Genomic DNA, 15,311 nt, shown 5'->3' on the forward strand with positions numbered 1-15,311 from the left:
TGCGCAACGGCGGCCGGGCTTCCGGTCCAGCAGCGATAACGCCGCCGGAAAATGTGCTCAGTTCTTCGGTGCTTCCGGCTGCGTGCCGTCAGCAGGAGCCGCGGCATTTGCCGGTGCTGCGGCCTTTGCTGCCGCGGCGAGCGTTTCGCCGACCTGCTGGGCGAGATCGCGAGCGACACCGTTCTGCCAGATATCGGCGGCCTTGAGCAGTTCACGCGTCACGGCCGGGCCGCTGTCGAGCAGCTTCTTGCCGGAATCGGAATTGTAGAAAGCGGCGATTTCGGTAAGCTCTTTTTCGGAAAATACCTTGGCATAGGCCATGGCTGCTTCTTTCTCGAGATCGGCGCGGCGCGAGGCCAGCGCCATCGCCTTTTCGCTGATGGCCCTGCCGATCAGCTCCTGCATGTCCGGGTTCTTTTGGATAAGCTGCTGCTGAAGCGCGGCGGCGGCCTGCGGCAGGATGTTGTCGAACGGGTCCGTGGCGTGGATAGCCGCGACTGCGGCGCGCGCCGCCTTCAGATGCCCGTCGGTGACGTCCTGCGAAAACGCCGGCGATGAAAACGCAAAGACGGCTGAGGCTGCCAGAACGGCAGAAAAACGGCGAACCCGGTTATGCAACATCATGATCGATAGAACTCCCTGGTTTTCGGGCGGCATAGACGGATTGGGTGCCGTCGCCCGCGATAATAGCTGTTGATGCCAGCCCGATGAAAAGACCATGCTCGACCACGCCCGGAATGGCATGGAGAGCATTCGAAAGCGCTCTTGTATCCGGAATGCGGCCAAAAGATGCATCGAGGATAAAATGGCCGCCGTCTGTAACAAAAGGCTCGCGCTCCGTCATCCTCAATGTGACGGGACCGGAAAGGCCGAGCCTTCCGGCTGCCGCGGCGACCGCGATTTCCGTGGCACGCAGGCCGAATGGGTTGACCTCGATGGGGAGTGGAAAACGGCCGAGCGTCTCGACCATCTTCGAACGGTCGGCAATGACGATCATGCGGGCGGAAGCCGCCGCCACGATCTTTTCGCGCAGCAGCGCACCGCCGCCGCCCTTGATCAATGTCAGCGCCGGATCGATCTCGTCGGCGCCGTCGACAGTAAGGTCGAGTTCAGGCGTTTCCTCCAACGTCGACAGCGGCACGCCAAGCTCGCGGCAAAGGATGGCGGTGCGCTCCGAGGTCGGCACGCCGACAATAGTGAGGCCGTTAGCGACCTTTTCGGCGAGCAGCCGCACGAACTCTTCCGCCGTCGAGCCGGTGCCGATGCCCAGCCGCATGCCGTCGCTCACATGGGCAAGTGCTGCCCGTGCGGCTTCGACCTTCAGTTGCCTCGCATCCATGCTGCGTGTCGCGCCCCAAAAAATTTGTTTCGGCGCTCCTAGCATTTTTGCAAGTCCGGTCAAAGACCTTGGCTGTGGATTGACTGAGCGGCTTGCCTGAATGGATCGCAGCGGCTATCGCCTGCCAACGAAGCAATCGCCACAGGACAGGCCATGACCCGACCGATCATCGTGTTCGACCTCGACGGGACGCTGATCGACACAGCGCCGGACCTGCTCGACAGCCTCAACCACAGCCTTGCCGCCAGCGAACTCGCAGCCGTCGACGAGGTCGGCTTCCGGCGCTTCGTCGGCCATGGCGGACGGGTGATGATCGAGCGCGCCCATGCCGCGCAGCAGAGATCGCTGGAAAGCCAGGAGCATGATCGGCTGCTGAAACTGTTTCTCGATCATTACACCGACAACATCCCGGGCAAATCACGCCCCTACCCCGGCGTCGTCGAGACGATCGCCCGATTCGAGGCAGCCGGTTATCTCTTGGCCGTCTGCACGAACAAATACGAAGCCAACTCGGTGGCACTGATCGAGGCGCTCGGCCTGGCGAAGCATTTCGCAGCGATTTGCGGTCAGGACACGTTTGCGTTCCGCAAGCCCGACCCGCGCCATCTGACCGAAACCATCGCCCTGGCCGGCGGCAATCCACATCTTGCGCTGATGGTGGGTGATTCGCAGACCGACATCGATACGGCGAAAGCCGCCGGCATTCCCGTGGTGGCGGTCGATTTCGGCTATACCGACCGCCATGTGCGCGAATTCGAACCGTCGGCAGTGATCTCGCATTTCGATGCGCTGACGCTTGGCCTGGCAGAACGCCTAATTGCCGCTGCGGGGCGCTGAGCACGACGGCGACCGGGCGTGTCCCGGCGGGTTGCATTCGGTCTTCGTCGGAACGCCAGCACATCGCCTTGACTTCCCAGGCCTGCCTCCCTTATATCGCGGCGCGCTTGGCCTTCGGGCAACGAGCGGGCGATTAGCTCAGCGGGAGAGCACACCCTTCACACGGGTGGGGTCGCAGGTTCAATCCCTGCATCGCCCACCAATACCCGCTCCCAGTGCGAAGCTATCATCCGCTTCGCGGTCGCCTACGCTTCGAACTTCTGCCTCGTCGCCGGGTTTGCCACGACCCGGTTCATGCGATCCGCCGGGCAGTTGGGGACACATCACTAAGCGCTATCCACCTTGGAATCACTCAACCTGCATATTGAACGCGGCCGGGAGAAAGTTGACGGACGACGAAATCGTCCTAGGTGAGCTGCTATCTCAATAGTTGTACCCCGGGAACTGACGAGGGGAAATCGCCGTCAACCTCCTGCTCCGACTAGGTGAAACTGCGCAATTGCAAATGCGTCCGGCTTCCGCGAACATTGCTGGACCCCATCAAGGGCCCGTAGCGGCCGACCCGAAACCAAGACGCTGGCTTCCGGCCCGGTGTCCTGGCGGGCCTCGGGGGTGACCTTGAATTCAGTCAGCGTCCGTCAAAAGGGAGGAATAGCCAATGAACCTGACAAAACACCTCGCCGGTGTGATGATCGCGTCGACTTGTCTGTGTGTGCCCGCGCTGGCGCAGACGAAGTTGACCTTGTGGTATCACGGCGCCGGCAACGAGGTGGAGTCGCGAACCCTCAACCAGATCATCTCAGACTTCAACACCAGCCAGTCCGACTGGACGGTGAGTATCGAGAGCTTCCCAGAGAAGAGCTATAACGATTCCGTCGCGGCGGCGGCGCTGGCGGGCAACCTGCCCGACATCCTGGATGTGGATGGGCCCATCATGCCCAATTGGGCCTGGGCCGGCTATCTGCAGCCGCTGCCGATCGACGAGAGCGAATTCGCCGACTTCCTGCCCGGCACCAAAGGTGTGTGGAACGGTAAGCTTTATTCGGTCGGTCTGTGGGACGCGGCGGTGGCGCTTTTTGCACGCCAATCGACACTGGACGAGTTGGGCCTGCGCACCCCGACCGTCGACAAGCCCTGGTCGAGTGAGGAATTCATGGCCGCGCTCGATGCCGCCAAGGCCTCCGGCAAGTATGAATTTGCCCTCGATCTCGGCATGAACGACCAAGCCGAGTGGTATTCCTATGCCTTCTCGCCGTTCCTGCAGAGCTTCGGCGGGGACATCGTCGACCGTTCGACCTACCGGACCGCGGAAGGCGCGCTGAACGGCGAGGCTGCACAGGCCTTTGGCAAGTGGTGGCAATCGCTGTTCACCGGAGGCTATGCGCCTGGCACCAGTGAGGACCCCGCCGATCAGCAGACCGGCTTCATCGACGGCAAGTTCGCCTTCCAGTGGAACGGCAATTGGCGCGCGGTGGCGACGATGGCGGCCGTGGATGACGTTGTCTTCCTTCCAGCACCCGACTTCGGCGCGGGCAACAAGATCGGCGCGGGCTCATGGCAGTTCGGCATCTCGGCCAAGTCCAAGCATCCGGAAGGTGCTGCCGCGTTCATCAAGTTCGCCGCGCAGGACAAATATCTGGCCGCCTTCTCCGACGGCATCGGCCTGATCCCGCCCACGCCCTCGGCGGCACAGATGACAAAGAACTACAAGGACGGCGGCCCGCTCGCGATGTTCTTCGACCTCTCTAAAGCACAAGCTCTGGTGCGCCCGGTGACCCCGGGCTACGTGGTCCAGGCCAAGGTCTTCACCAAGGCACTGGCCGACATTGCCAATGGTGCCGATGTGGCCGACACGCTTGATGCGGCGGTCGACGAGATCGACGCCGACATCGAAAGCAACGGCGGCTACGGCCATCGGTAGTTCTGTCGCGCCGGGGTCCTCGCCGGCCGCGGACTCCACGCTTTCTGGGTTCCTGGGCGGATATCGCAAATGGCGTCGAAACTAACCCTGTCGAACCGGACGGGCTGGACATTCGCCCTGCCGGGCTTCGCACTCATCTTCACATTCATCGTCCTGCCGTTTTTCTTCGCGATCGGTCTCTCATTGACAAATCAGCGACTGCTGTCACCGAACCCCACCCAGTTCGTCGGGTTGGAAAACTATCGTCAGCTCCTGGGCTTTGCGGTGGTGACCCTCGAGCCAGAGCGCGACGAGGCTGGCGAAGTGGTCCGAGACGAGGCCGGCGAAATCCAGTACCCCCGCCTGCGTGCGATCACCCGTAGCGACGACTATCCCCAATATCGCGGCATGCGTGAGTGGTTTCGGTGGCAGTCCGGCGAGAACGTCATGGTCGTCATCGCCAGAGACGTTGTGTTCATGAAGGCGCTGGTAAACACCTTCCTGTTCGTTCTGGTCGTGGCGCCGGTGCAGGGCGGCCTCGCGCTTATGCTTGCTTTGCTCATCAACCAGAAGCTCAGGGGCATCAGCATATTCAGGACCATTTACTTCATGCCGGTGGTGGTCTCCATCGTCGTGGTCTCGCTTCTCTGGCGGTTCATCTATGACGGCCAGAACGGGCTGTTGAACAGCATTCTCCAGGGCCTCAGCTTCGGTCTTTTCCAGCCCGTCGACTGGCTGGGCGATCCCTCGACTGCGCTGCCCGCGATCATGGCCATGTCGATCTGGCAGGCCGTCGGCTTCCATATGGTCATCTGGCTGGCCGGGTTGCAGACGATCAGCCCCACGCTCTACGAGGCCGCCGCCATCGAAGGGGCTTCGAAATGGCAGACCTTCCGCTATGTCACCTGGCCGGGCCTGCGCAACACCGCCGTGCTCGTCCTTGTCGTGATCACCATGCAGGGCTTCGCGCTCTTCGCCCAGATCGACGTGATGACCAACGGCGGCCCGCGAGACAGCACCCAAACTCTAGTCTTCCAGGCGGTCGAGCGCGGTTATGGCAAGCAGGACATCTCGGGCGGCTCGACCATCTCGGTCATCCTGTTCGCGATCGTGCTCGCGATCTCACTCATCCAGCGCTGGCTGACTCGGGAGCGTTAAGATGGCTTTTGATCCCGACAATTACGGCCTGAGGCTCTTCGTCCGCTATCTGGTGCTGTGCCTGATCGCGCTGATCTTTATCTTTCCGCTCGTGTTCATGATCAACTCGAGCTTCAAGCCCGACAATCAGCTCCTCGCGGACACCTCCAGCCTGCGTGCCTTCCTGCCCGTCGGGGACATCAGCCTCGACAACTATTTCGGAGCGTTCCGGCGGGCGCCGGTCGCCCTGTTCGTCCTGAACTCGGTTCTGGTCACCGGGGCGACCGTCCTTCTCTCGTTGCTGATCTGTTCGCTGGCCGCATTCTCCTTCGCTTTCCTGCGGTGGAAGGGGCGCGACGTGGTGCTCTCGATCGTCATCGCCACGCTGATCATCCCTTTCGAAACCATCGCTATCCCGCTCCTGCTCCTGGTCTCGAAACTGCCCTGGATCGGGCTCGAGGGGCTGCAATGGGGCTGGCTGAACACCTACCGGGTGCAGATCATCCCCTGGATCGCCGACGGGCTGACGATCTTCCTGTTCGTGCAATATTTCAAAGGGCTGCCGGGCGAGCTGATTGAGGCGGGCCGGGTGGAGGGCGCGAGCTGGTGGCAGGTCTACTATCGCATTGTCATGCCGCTTTCAGGACCGGTTCTGGCGACTGCCGCCATCCTGAAGTTCCTCGTCATGTACAACCAATATCTCTGGCCGCTCATCGTGGTGCAGCAGGAAAACTATCGCCCGATCATGGTCGGTCTCGGCTACTTCTTTCAACTCAACGTCGCCTGGGGCGAGGTCATGGCCTATCTCACCCTTATCACCGTCCCGGTGCTGATTTTCTATCTCTTCCTGCAGCGCGCCTTCATCGCATCGATCGCCTCTACCGGCGTGAAGGGCTGAATACATGGTTGTCGCGCTTAAAGACAGCGGGTCTGGGACAGCGTGCCCATGACGGCAAGCGCTGACACGGCTATTTCCTCAAGGACGAAAAAACGACCGGTGACCCCGAATTGCGACACATGAACCAGGAAACGGGAGCCATCGCTCATGGCTGAGGTCTCGCTCAAGGGCATCAAGAAATCCTATGGCCGCGTCGACGTCATCAAAGGCGTCGATATCCACATCAACGATGGCGAGTTCGTCGTCTTTGTCGGACCGTCCGGCTGTGGGAAGTCCACCTTGCTGCGCATGATCGCCGGGCTCGAGGAGATGACCGAAGGGATCCTCGAGATCGGAGGCCGGGTGGTCAACGAGCTCCAACCCAAGGAACGCGGTGTTGCGATGGTATTCCAGAGCTATGCCATCTTTCCGCACATGACCGTGCGCGAGAATATTGCGTTCGGTCTTACGATCGCGGGCGCTTCCAAGCAGGAAAAGGAACAGAAGGTCGCCGAGGCCGCACGCATCCTGCAAATGGAACATTTGCTCGACCGCCGCCCAAGTCAGCTTTCGGGCGGCCAGCGCCAGCGAGTCGCTATCGGGCGCGCGATCACGCGCAAACCGGCCGTATTCCTGTTTGACGAGCCGCTCTCCAACCTCGACGCCGCGCTGCGCATGGACATGCGCATGGAAATCGGCCGGCTGCGCAGGCAACTCGGCACAACGATGATCTATGTCACCCACGACCAGGTCGAGGCGATGACGCTGGCCGACAGGATCGTCGTCCTGAAGGACGGTCAAGTCATGCAGATCGGAGCGCCGATGGAGCTTTATCACGAGCCGGCCAACAGGTTTGTCGCCGGTTTTCTGGGAGCCCCGTCGATGAATTTCCTGACAGTCGACGTCCTCGACCTCGATGGCGAAGCGGCAACAGTGGGCAACCGAGCCCTGGAGCCGATCAGGGTGGCGACCAGAAGACGCCCCTTCCGGAAAGACGGTAAGGCCATCCTGGGCATCCGTCCGCAGCACCTCCGGGCGGTGCAATCTGGAAAAGGCATGCTGCATGGCGTCGTGGCACATGCCGAGCGGTTGGGCAGCGAGACGGTTGTGGACCTGACGCTTCGCGACGATCGCGAGCTCATTGCGGCCTTCAATGAAGACAAGATCTTTCAACCGGGTGACGCTCTGGAACTCGCGTTCGACACGGCCTTGGCCCATCTCTTCCCCGAGGAGGGATGAGCGCTGCAGACGCCGTAACGTGAGCAACAACAACGCGATGCATCGGCGCGATTCGCGAGTGTGCATCCAGAACCCCGGAACAAACTTGCATGGCCGCGAGTTTCTACTCGTCGAAGTGTGAGGGAAAGCCATGTCCAGATTTGTTTTGGCGGCCGCCGTGCTGCTTGTCGGCGGATCGGCATTTGCCGCGGACGAAAGCCCGCTGCCGCCCCAGAATGCCAGGAAACTGTCGGAAATAATCGCCAAGGTCGAGCAGCGCGACGACTTTCGTTACGTCGACGAGGTCGCCTGGGACAGCGGCGCCTACACCGTTACTTATTACACGACCGACAAGGCGAAAGTCGAAATCACCTATGATCCCGTGACCGCCGAGCCGAAATAGATCGCCGCACTTTCCTCCATGCAAATACGTGCGCAGCTTGGTGGCATCCCTCGGAGACTGGCAGCGCCGTCGCGTCACCAAGAGCGGGGGCGAGTTCCTGCACGCTTTTCGGTGTCCCCTTGCGCCGATGCGCCTTTGATGGCTGACTGCAGCGTTATCATTGAGCCGCACGGGGGTGGGCATGGCGACGGTAAAGCATGTGGCGAAACGCGTCCTGATGATGCTCGCCGGCTATTTCGTTGCGGTGCTGGTCGGGCTGATCGCTGTGGCCACGATCTATGGTGCATTGAGTTCGCTGCCCAATGCGCCGGGGTACTTCGATTTCATGGGGGTCAGCCCGATCGCGGCGCTGGTCGTGCCGCCGCTCGGCATGTTCATCTATTTCCTGACGATCGTGCTGACGGGCCTGCAGACGCTGATCTTCGCGCTGATCGCCGAATTGTTTTCGCTGCGCAATTTCCTGTTGCATATGGTCTTCGGCGCCGCGGCAGCGGCTGCCGGCTTCGCCTTGATCTGGCCCAGCGCGCCGGAGGATATCAGCCCCGAGCGCTGGGCCGATATCGGCATCATCGCCGCCGCCGGTCTTGTCGCCGGTCTGGTCTACTGGCTGATCGCCGGGCGCGAAGCCGGCTTCCGACGCCCGCTCTCCCAACGTTAGGACGGATCGACCAAGGCTTAGTCTCAGCTTGCCGGCGAGCGCACCGCTTCCGTGCTGTCCAGCGCCTGCTGCAGCCGCGTGTCGCGGTCGTAGACGTCATGGAAGTATTCGACATTGCCGGACATATCAGGCCAGGCGGTGAAATAGGCGACATAGACCGGGATCGTGCGCGCCACCTTTTCGGTCGAATGTCCGTGCTTCAGCTTCTCCGCGATATAGTCGACCGAGGTGCCAAGCACGGCAGCCGCCATGCCACGCGGATCCTGCAGACGAACGCAGCCATGGCTGAGTGCGCGCATGTCACGCTGGAAAAACGACTTTTGCGGCGTGTCGTGCATGTAGATTGCGTGCTTGTTGGGGAACAGGATCTTCAGCTCGCCCAGCGCGTTGGCCTCGCTCGGCAGCTGGCGCACGCCATAAGGTATCTTCGCGCCATAAGCGCCCCAGTTGACCGAGGAGGAGGGAATGCGCTTGCCGCGCGCATTGACCACTTCGTAGCCGGCGCGGTCGAGATAGCCGGGATCCCGGCGTAACCGGGGCAGCATCTCGTTGACGAGGATCGACTGCGGCACGCCCCAATAAGGATGGAAGTCGACCTGCTCGACCTGATCGTAGAAGAAGGATGTCTGATTGGTGGTCTTGCCGATGACGGCGCGGGTCTTCAGCTTCTCCTCGCCATTTTCGATGTAGCTCGCCGTGAAGGCCGGCTGGTTGATGAAGACGCGCGGACTGCCGAGATCGGATGGCAACCATCGCAACTCTTCCAGCGCGACCTTTACCTTCTGGATCTTGTCGACCTTGGACGTTCCAGCCAGCGCCGCCACGGTGCGCGGCCCGATGACGCCGTCGCCCTTCATGCCGGCCTTCTTCTGCACCGCCTTGATAACCGGCACCAGTTCCGGGTCATAGACCTCGCTGGTGGCGAGCCGGGCCAATATCTCGCCATAGGCGCCGCCCATCTCGTCGTCGAGGTTGCGCGCGATCTTCGCCAGAAGCTTCGGCAGTTCGGGGCTGGTCTCGCCTGGCTTCAGCAACAGCTTGGGATCGACGACGATCTCGTCTTCGGCGCTGGCCTGAAGCGATTCCAGTTCGACGCGCAGCGCCTGATATTCCACGTTCTGCGGATGCCGTGATTCGAGATAGGTGCGCGCTTGCTGGGTGCGTGCCAGCGTTTTCAGCACGCCTTCCATGTCGAGCGGCTTGGCCGGAAAATCATAATATCCGGTCATGCGATTGGGGTCGACGCGACCGCTTTGCGCGTCATGAACGTAGCGCAGGACTCGCGCCGACAGTGCCATCTCGAAGCGGACGAGCTCCTTCAGCCGCGCATCGGCATCGCTGGTCGATACGCTGGCCGCGGGCACTTCTACCGTGTAGTCGGCAGGTGTGAGGCCATAGCTCGCCGCCTCGCCAAGCACCCGCACCGCGTCCTGCGCGCGGCTGTTAGCGCTGGCTCCCGTTACCCAGATAAAATCAGGATTGGCCGAGTAATAGGCAACAAGCGCCTTGGCGATGTCTTTTTCAGCATAGAGTTCGTAGTCACCAAGGCCGGCGATCGCTTCGCGGAAGGCGGCGCCAGTAACTGAAGATGGAGTGGCGGAAGACGGCTGGAAGGCGGCATCCTGTGGCATTGCCGGCCCCGGCGTTACCGCCAGCGTCGAGAAGTCGACGCGCACCAGTGGATCGCTTTTGTAGGTGTAATAGGACGGGCTGCTGATTTGGACGGCACCGCCCCCTCCGCCGCTGCGCTTGTTGCCTGCGCTTCGGGAAACGGCCGGCGCCGTTGCGTTTGGCTTAAATCGTGACTTCTGCCTCGACGGCGGCGGGGGAAAATCACCTTGCGGTGTGTGCCGGATGCCGCCGCCGAAAAGCCTCTCGAAAAGCCCCTGGGCGTCTGCCTGCGGCATGCCGAAGGCAAGCATTGCCGCGATCGCCGCAAGCGGCATCACGGTTGCTTTGTTTCCGAGAAATTTCATGGATCACCCGCTCCGGCTGCAACCGGTTCCCGTTCCGCACGCTTGACGGTCTTGCCCACCGTATGACGGGTGTAAGACGCGACTATACCGATTCATACCGATTTCGTTAAGCTTCCATAAATTTTGGGAAGGTCTGTTGCAGAACAGTTTCACGACACCGGGGCAACCGGAGCGGATTGAGTCCCGCTCCGGTTTGGGAACTAGCGCACGGGTCAGGCGTTGGCGCCGCCGTCGATGGTCAATGCGGCGCCTGTCACGAAGCGCCCTTCGGGACCGGCCAGCCAGGCGACCATGCCGGCGATCTCTTCAGCCTTGCCGAAGCGAGGCGTCGCCATCTTCTGCCGCTGGTGCTCGGCGTGCGGGCCACTGGCCGGGTTCATATCGGTATCGGTCGAGCCCGGATGAACGACGTTGGCGGTGATCCCGCGTGAACCGAGGTCGCGCGCCAATGCCTTGGTCAAGCCGACCAATGCCGCCTTGCTGGCCGAGTAGGCGCTGAGGCTGGTGTCGGTGACACGCTCGGCCAGATTGCTGCCGATGGAGATGATCCTGCCGCCCTCGCCCATATGCACTGCCGCCGCCTTAGAGGCCACGAACGGGGCTCTGACATTGACCTCCATGGTTTCATCGAAGTCGGCGAGCGATAATGCATCGATCGGCGCGGCGCGCCAGATGCCGGCGCTGTTGACGAGGATGTAAGCCGCCCGAAGGCCTTCACTGTCTCACCGACCGCCGCTCGGATTGCGGCAGCGTCGCGATTGTCGGCCTTCAGGGCAACGGCGCGACCGCCGGCCGCCTCGATTTCTCCCACGACCGCACGGGCCTGCTCCTCGCCATTCACGTAAGTAAGCGCGACGCTGGCGCCGTCGGCCGCGAGCCTTCGCGCAATCGCCGCGCCGATGCCGCGGCTGCCGCCGGTGACGAGCGCGGCCTTGCCATTCAAGCCGATGGGAGACATTCGTTTACTCCTTTTCTGTAATGATCGATACATAAATGTCTGCCAGCCTTGCCCGGATGCGTCAACAGATTTATGTATCAATCAACACAGAAAGGATGCCATGACGGAACGAGGCCGCCCCCGCACCTTCGATCGAACCACTGCCCTCCGGCGCGCAATGGAGGTGTTTTGGGCCAAGGGCTATGAGGGCGCATCGATGAGCGACCTGACCGCGGCGATGGGCATCAACTCGCCAAGCCTCTACGCCGCCTTCGGCAGCAAGGAAGCGCTCTTTCTCGAAGCGGTCGAGCTCTACACGCAGGTCGAAGGCACCGATATCTGGTCCGCACTGGAAAAGGCGCCGACGGCGTGCCAGGCGGTCGAGCGTTTTCTGCGCCAGACGGCCAAGGCCTATTCGCAGACCGATCGTCCGCAAGGCTGCCTGATCGCGCTCGGCGCGCTGCACCAGGACTCAAGCCGCGGCGCCATCTGCGATGATCTGCGCCGCCGCCGCGCCGAGAACCGCGCAGCCTTGCTGAGACGGCTGGAACGTGGCGTCGCGGAAGGCGAATTGCCGGCAGACTTCGATTGCCGCGTGGCTGCGACGTTCTATGCGACCGTGCAGCACGGCATGTCGATCCAGGCGCGCGACGGCGCATCGCGCGCCGCCCTTATGGCGACTGTCGCCGGTGCGATGGCAGCGTGGAAGGGGATGGCCGGCACCGACACGTGACAAACGCCGGCGGCATTTAATGCAGCGATACCGGCTCCCGGTGTTCGGCAACGAAGTCGATCGCGCGCTCGACCACGCCCTTGTCGGCGAGAATGCGGCGATGGCCGAGCCCGTCCGCCCAGTAGAGCGTGACGTGGTCGCCGGCGCCCGCATAGAGCCTCGCATGGTCGGCGGACACTTCGCGGTCGTCCGGCGCATGGATGACCAGCGTTGGCACTGGCGTGCGGGCAAGCTGGCGGTCGCCGACGAATTCGTGCAGCGGCCGGCCGGCGATGCGTTCGACCCGGTCCGCCATGGCGGCCTGCGAGCGTGGGCCGACACTGAGCATGCGGCTGAAATCGTTGAAGATCGCCGGCAGCGAGCTCGGGGCCGCGATCAGCACCAGCCGCTCGGCCGCCAGCGGCGGAATGTTCTTGACCGAACCGACGACGGCATTGGCGGCGACGGCGCCGCCGAAGGAATGGCCGACGACCGCCACGAACGGGCCGAACCATTCGCCGGTCAGCCGTGCGGCTTCGACAGCACTGACCAGTGTGAGTCGGCGGCCCTGCGACTGGCCGTGCCCCGGCAGGTCGAGCGAGACAACCTTGTAACCGGCGTCACGATAGCCTTCGATCAGCGTGCGCATATATTCGGTGCGCGAACGCCAGCCATGGATGACGAGCACCGTGCCGACGGCCCGCCTGCCCGGCTCTGGCCTGAATTCATGCGCCATGACGCACCCGTTTTTGGTCTTCAGCCGATGATGGCGCGCCTCGGCCATGAAGCCGGCGGCGCGGTCGACGGCGCGTCGCTCGCCGTCGCTGAGGATCTTGGCGTTCGGCGTGCGGCAGAACAGTTCGAACGCCGCGCGCCCGGTAAGGCGGGGAGCCACATGTTCGGCGGCAGCAAACACGCCCCGGATGACCTTCAATCCAAATGATGCCATAGTGGCGATCCATCCATTCGTTCAAGCATGAACATAATAGTTCAAACATGAACATTAAACAAGAGCTACCCTGGGACAACCCGCGGTTTCGCAACTGGGTCGCGGTGGCGCGCGCTTGCCATGTGCTGGAGCGCACGCTGGCGGTGAAGCTCGCGCCGCTTGACCTCAAGCCGGCGCAACTCGACGTGCTGATGAACCTTTACCGCCATCCCGGCATGTCGCAGCATGATCTCGCCCGCCGGCTGCTGGTCGGCCGTTCCAACATCACCATGCTTTTGCCGCAACTCGAGACACGCGGCCTGCTGCGCCGCGAAGGTGACCAGAAGGACAAGCGGGTGCTGCGGCTTACCTTGACCGAAGCCGGCACGGAACTTCTGATGCAGGCGCTGAAGGTCCATATGGCGCTGATCGAGAAAGCGATGAGCCAGTCGACGCCGGAGCAATGCGATATGATCGGCGAGCAGATGCGCAAGATTGCCGACGTTCTCAAGGAAGCGTGACGGGGCCGGTAGCGATCCGCTCACCACATCGACTTTTTCGCGCGCTCCGGCCACTCTTTGTCGTAGGCCTCGCCGTCGATGCCTTTCCGGCTGGTGATTTCCAGGATTGTTCCAGGTGTCGGCAGCGATTTCGGATCGACATGCCTCGCCGGGTTCCACAGTTCCGACCGGACAATGGCGCGGGCGCACTGGAAATAAACCGAATCGACATCGATGACCGTGACTGAGCGCGCCGGCTTGCCGTCGACGCTGAACGAGGCGCAGAGCGCGGCGTCGGTGGTGATATGGGCGCGGCCGTTGACGCGCAGCGTCGTGCCGGAGCCTGGGACCAGGAACAACAGGCCGACGCGCGGATCGCGAATGATGTTTTTCAGCGAATCGGCACGGTTGTTGCCGCGCCGGTCCGGCATCATCAGGGTTTTCGGATCGTGGATGCGAACAAAGCCGGCGAGATCGCCGCGCGGTGAGCAATCCAGCCCTTCCGGCCCGCTGGTCGCGAGCGCGACAAAGGGCGAGGCTTCGATGAAGGCAGCGTATTCAGGGATCACATGGTCGAGTTCCTTGACCAGCGAGGTCTCGCCGGGCAGGCCATAAAGCGCTTCGAGCTGTTCGACCGTGGTGATGACGGGCATGTTTTCGTCTCCGAGTATCCGCCGCCGCTACTCCATATCCGTGACGTTTTGACGACACGTGCTGCACGTCTTTTCGGTTGTCTGGAAACGGGTGTCGAACCAACGATATAAGGGGCAAGTCGCGTCAACCGTACGATACTGATCACGGAGACCGAAATGGATAAACCACTCGATCGGCGACGCACCGCCATGGAACTTCTTGAAAACATGTTCGAGGTTGAAATGCGCTTCCTGCAATCAGGGCCGGCGAGCCTCGACACGCTTGCTAGCGCATTTCATGCCGAGATTGTCGTGCATGAGCCGCAGTCCTTGCCCTATCGAGGCCATAGCGTTGGTTTCCCGATAAACAACGCTACCAGATTAAAGCACGAGCGAGTATTGATCGGTGGCCTTGCCAATCTTTGGATTCGGCAATGCAACAGCTACTCCCAGAGGGATATTCCTTCTTGCGCTATAGCTCGTTGCACAGCCGCACGTTCCTCCAGTCGACGAGTATGAGTGGTCCAAGCTGGATAAGTATTTTGCATATCAATGGCCATACGATTTCCCCACCGATAGAATACGAGCAAATATGGATCAACGATTGAGTAGCACTCTCCTATTGCCCAAACTCGGTCCTTCATCTTGGTATCTATAAGAGCAAATGCGGAGGCCAAATGCTCCTTTCCTCTTTCAACCAACGGCGCGTACATCGTTTCATCCGGTAAGAAAAAGTCGGCGCGCCAGATCATTCGGACGGCGACCGCGTGAACCGCACTGGATAGCCAGTTAAACCATTCGATGGAACGGACGACATTTGCTGCATCCGCTCCCAGGAGTCCCGTGTCTGGGTTCGTCAGGCCCAGGTGCAACAAAATTGCCGGCGCTTCAGTGAGAGTGAAATTCTCGGCAATGAGAACAGGGATTCGCCCTTTCGGATTGAATCGACGGAATTCGTCGGTTTTGGTTTCGGGATGGCCGGGAGACATCAACGCTAGCGAATATGGTCTTCCAATCTCCTCCATGAGGATGTGAGGCGCAAAAGAGCATGAGCCTGGCGCAGCATAAAGTGTGTAATGCATTAGTTCCTCCGAAAACCGTATCTTTCTTGTTTCACTATGCACTGGTTGCGAATGGCATTTGGCTCGACCTGAAAGAGGTTTATGCTTCAAGGATGACCGGTTGATCGAAGGCACGCCGTTTTATCACGACACCAGCGAAATACTGGCGATCCTGCGTTGACCAGGGCGTCGTGCG

At 61.6% G+C, this 15,311-nt stretch carries 16 protein-coding genes, 1 tRNA gene and 1 pseudogene; 10 read left to right on the plus strand and 8 right to left on the minus strand.

The features are described 5' to 3' along the window. Positions 1 to 57: 57 nt before the first annotated feature. Positions 58 to 624: a DUF2059 domain-containing protein gene (locus CIT25_RS22985; protein WP_095486811.1), complete on the minus strand. Its 567-nt coding sequence runs from the start codon at positions 622 to 624 to the stop codon at positions 58 to 60. Continuing rightward, entirely contained in the window at positions 611 to 1,339 is a 729-nt protein-coding gene (gene rpiA, locus CIT25_RS22990) for a ribose-5-phosphate isomerase RpiA (protein WP_095486812.1), read from the minus strand. Before rpiA ends, CIT25_RS22985 begins: the two co-directional genes overlap by 14 nt. A gap of 153 nt (positions 1,340 to 1,492) precedes the next feature. Between rpiA and CIT25_RS22995 the strand changes: the two genes are divergently transcribed. The 5 genes from CIT25_RS22995 (at position 1,493) to CIT25_RS23015 (ending at position 6,111) form a co-directional block, all read left to right on the plus strand. Then, a complete protein-coding gene (locus CIT25_RS22995) occupies positions 1,493 to 2,176 on the plus strand; it encodes a phosphoglycolate phosphatase (protein ID WP_095486814.1) in 684 nt (227 codons plus the stop codon). Positions 2,177 to 2,303: 127 nt separating this feature from the next. Beyond that, a tRNA-Val gene (locus CIT25_RS23000) sits at positions 2,304 to 2,378 on the plus strand. Positions 2,379 to 2,888: 510 nt separating this feature from the next. Next, on the plus strand, positions 2,889 to 4,097 hold the full coding sequence (locus CIT25_RS23005) for an ABC transporter substrate-binding protein (protein WP_245329957.1): 1,209 nt from the start codon (positions 2,889 to 2,891) through the stop codon (positions 4,095 to 4,097). 69 nt (positions 4,098 to 4,166) lie between these two features. Then, positions 4,167 to 5,234 carry a carbohydrate ABC transporter permease gene (locus CIT25_RS23010; RefSeq protein ID WP_095486818.1) on the plus strand — a complete coding sequence of 356 codons (1,068 nt, stop codon included), beginning with the start codon at positions 4,167 to 4,169 and terminating at the stop codon, positions 5,232 to 5,234. A 1-nt stretch (position 5,235) separates the two neighbouring features. Then, on the plus strand, positions 5,236 to 6,111 hold the full coding sequence (locus tag CIT25_RS23015) for a carbohydrate ABC transporter permease (RefSeq protein WP_095486820.1): 876 nt from the start codon (positions 5,236 to 5,238) through the stop codon (positions 6,109 to 6,111). A gap of 17 nt (positions 6,112 to 6,128) precedes the next feature. Here the strand turns inward: CIT25_RS23015 and CIT25_RS38135 are convergent, their stop codons facing one another. Then, positions 6,129 to 6,260, minus strand: a complete 132-nt coding sequence (locus tag CIT25_RS38135; protein ID WP_280953382.1) for a hypothetical protein — start codon at positions 6,258 to 6,260, stop codon at positions 6,129 to 6,131. Between CIT25_RS38135 and CIT25_RS23020 the strand changes: the two genes are divergently transcribed. The 3 genes from CIT25_RS23020 to CIT25_RS23030 all read left to right on the plus strand — a co-directional run bounded on the left by CIT25_RS23020 (position 6,259) and on the right by CIT25_RS23030 (position 8,369). Beyond that, entirely contained in the window at positions 6,259 to 7,329 is a 1,071-nt protein-coding gene (locus tag CIT25_RS23020) for an ABC transporter ATP-binding protein (RefSeq protein WP_095486821.1), read from the plus strand. The two genes, CIT25_RS38135 and CIT25_RS23020, sit on opposite strands and share 2 nt — an antisense overlap. 130 nt (positions 7,330 to 7,459) lie before the next feature. Then, complete coding sequence (locus CIT25_RS23025; RefSeq protein WP_095486823.1) at positions 7,460 to 7,711, plus strand: PepSY domain-containing protein; 252 nt, start codon at positions 7,460 to 7,462, stop codon at positions 7,709 to 7,711. A gap of 181 nt (positions 7,712 to 7,892) precedes the next feature. Next, positions 7,893 to 8,369 carry a hypothetical protein gene (locus CIT25_RS23030; protein ID WP_095486825.1) on the plus strand — a complete coding sequence of 159 codons (477 nt, stop codon included), beginning with the start codon at positions 7,893 to 7,895 and terminating at the stop codon, positions 8,367 to 8,369. Positions 8,370 to 8,392: 23 nt separating this feature from the next. On the opposite strand, the gene CIT25_RS23035 is transcribed toward CIT25_RS23030, so the two are convergent. Together CIT25_RS23035 and CIT25_RS23040 are read right to left on the minus strand one after the other, a co-directional pair. Next, positions 8,393 to 10,345, minus strand: a complete 1,953-nt coding sequence (locus tag CIT25_RS23035) for a L,D-transpeptidase family protein (protein WP_095486827.1) — start codon at positions 10,343 to 10,345, stop codon at positions 8,393 to 8,395. A 212-nt stretch (positions 10,346 to 10,557) separates the two neighbouring features. Then, positions 10,558 to 11,303, minus strand: a pseudogene (locus CIT25_RS23040) (3-oxoacyl-ACP reductase family protein). A 100-nt stretch (positions 11,304 to 11,403) separates the two neighbouring features. Between CIT25_RS23040 and CIT25_RS23045 the strand changes: the two are divergent. After that, on the plus strand, positions 11,404 to 12,015 hold the full coding sequence (locus CIT25_RS23045; RefSeq protein WP_095486829.1) for a TetR/AcrR family transcriptional regulator: 612 nt from the start codon (positions 11,404 to 11,406) through the stop codon (positions 12,013 to 12,015). A gap of 16 nt (positions 12,016 to 12,031) precedes the next feature. Here the strand turns inward: CIT25_RS23045 and CIT25_RS23050 are convergent, their stop codons facing one another. Next, positions 12,032 to 12,943 carry an alpha/beta hydrolase gene (locus CIT25_RS23050; protein ID WP_095486831.1) on the minus strand — a complete coding sequence of 304 codons (912 nt, stop codon included), beginning with the start codon at positions 12,941 to 12,943 and terminating at the stop codon, positions 12,032 to 12,034. A 47-nt stretch (positions 12,944 to 12,990) separates the two neighbouring features. On the opposite strand from CIT25_RS23050, the gene CIT25_RS23055 reads away from it, so the two are divergent. Then, entirely contained in the window at positions 12,991 to 13,443 is a 453-nt protein-coding gene (locus tag CIT25_RS23055) for a MarR family winged helix-turn-helix transcriptional regulator (protein WP_091590958.1), read from the plus strand. A gap of 20 nt (positions 13,444 to 13,463) precedes the next feature. Here CIT25_RS23055 and CIT25_RS23060 read toward each other — a convergent pair whose 3' ends face one another. Beyond that, positions 13,464 to 14,075: a pyridoxamine 5'-phosphate oxidase family protein gene (locus tag CIT25_RS23060; protein WP_095486833.1), complete on the minus strand. Its 612-nt coding sequence runs from the start codon at positions 14,073 to 14,075 to the stop codon at positions 13,464 to 13,466. Between the two features lie 422 nt (positions 14,076 to 14,497). Continuing rightward, entirely contained in the window at positions 14,498 to 15,136 is a 639-nt protein-coding gene (locus CIT25_RS23070) for a glutathione S-transferase family protein (RefSeq protein WP_095486837.1), read from the minus strand. Positions 15,137 to 15,311: the final 175 nt, after the last annotated feature.

Origin of the sequence: Mesorhizobium mediterraneum, assembly GCF_002284565.1 — a bacterium.
GTDB lineage: Bacteria > Pseudomonadota > Alphaproteobacteria > Rhizobiales > Rhizobiaceae > Mesorhizobium > Mesorhizobium mediterraneum.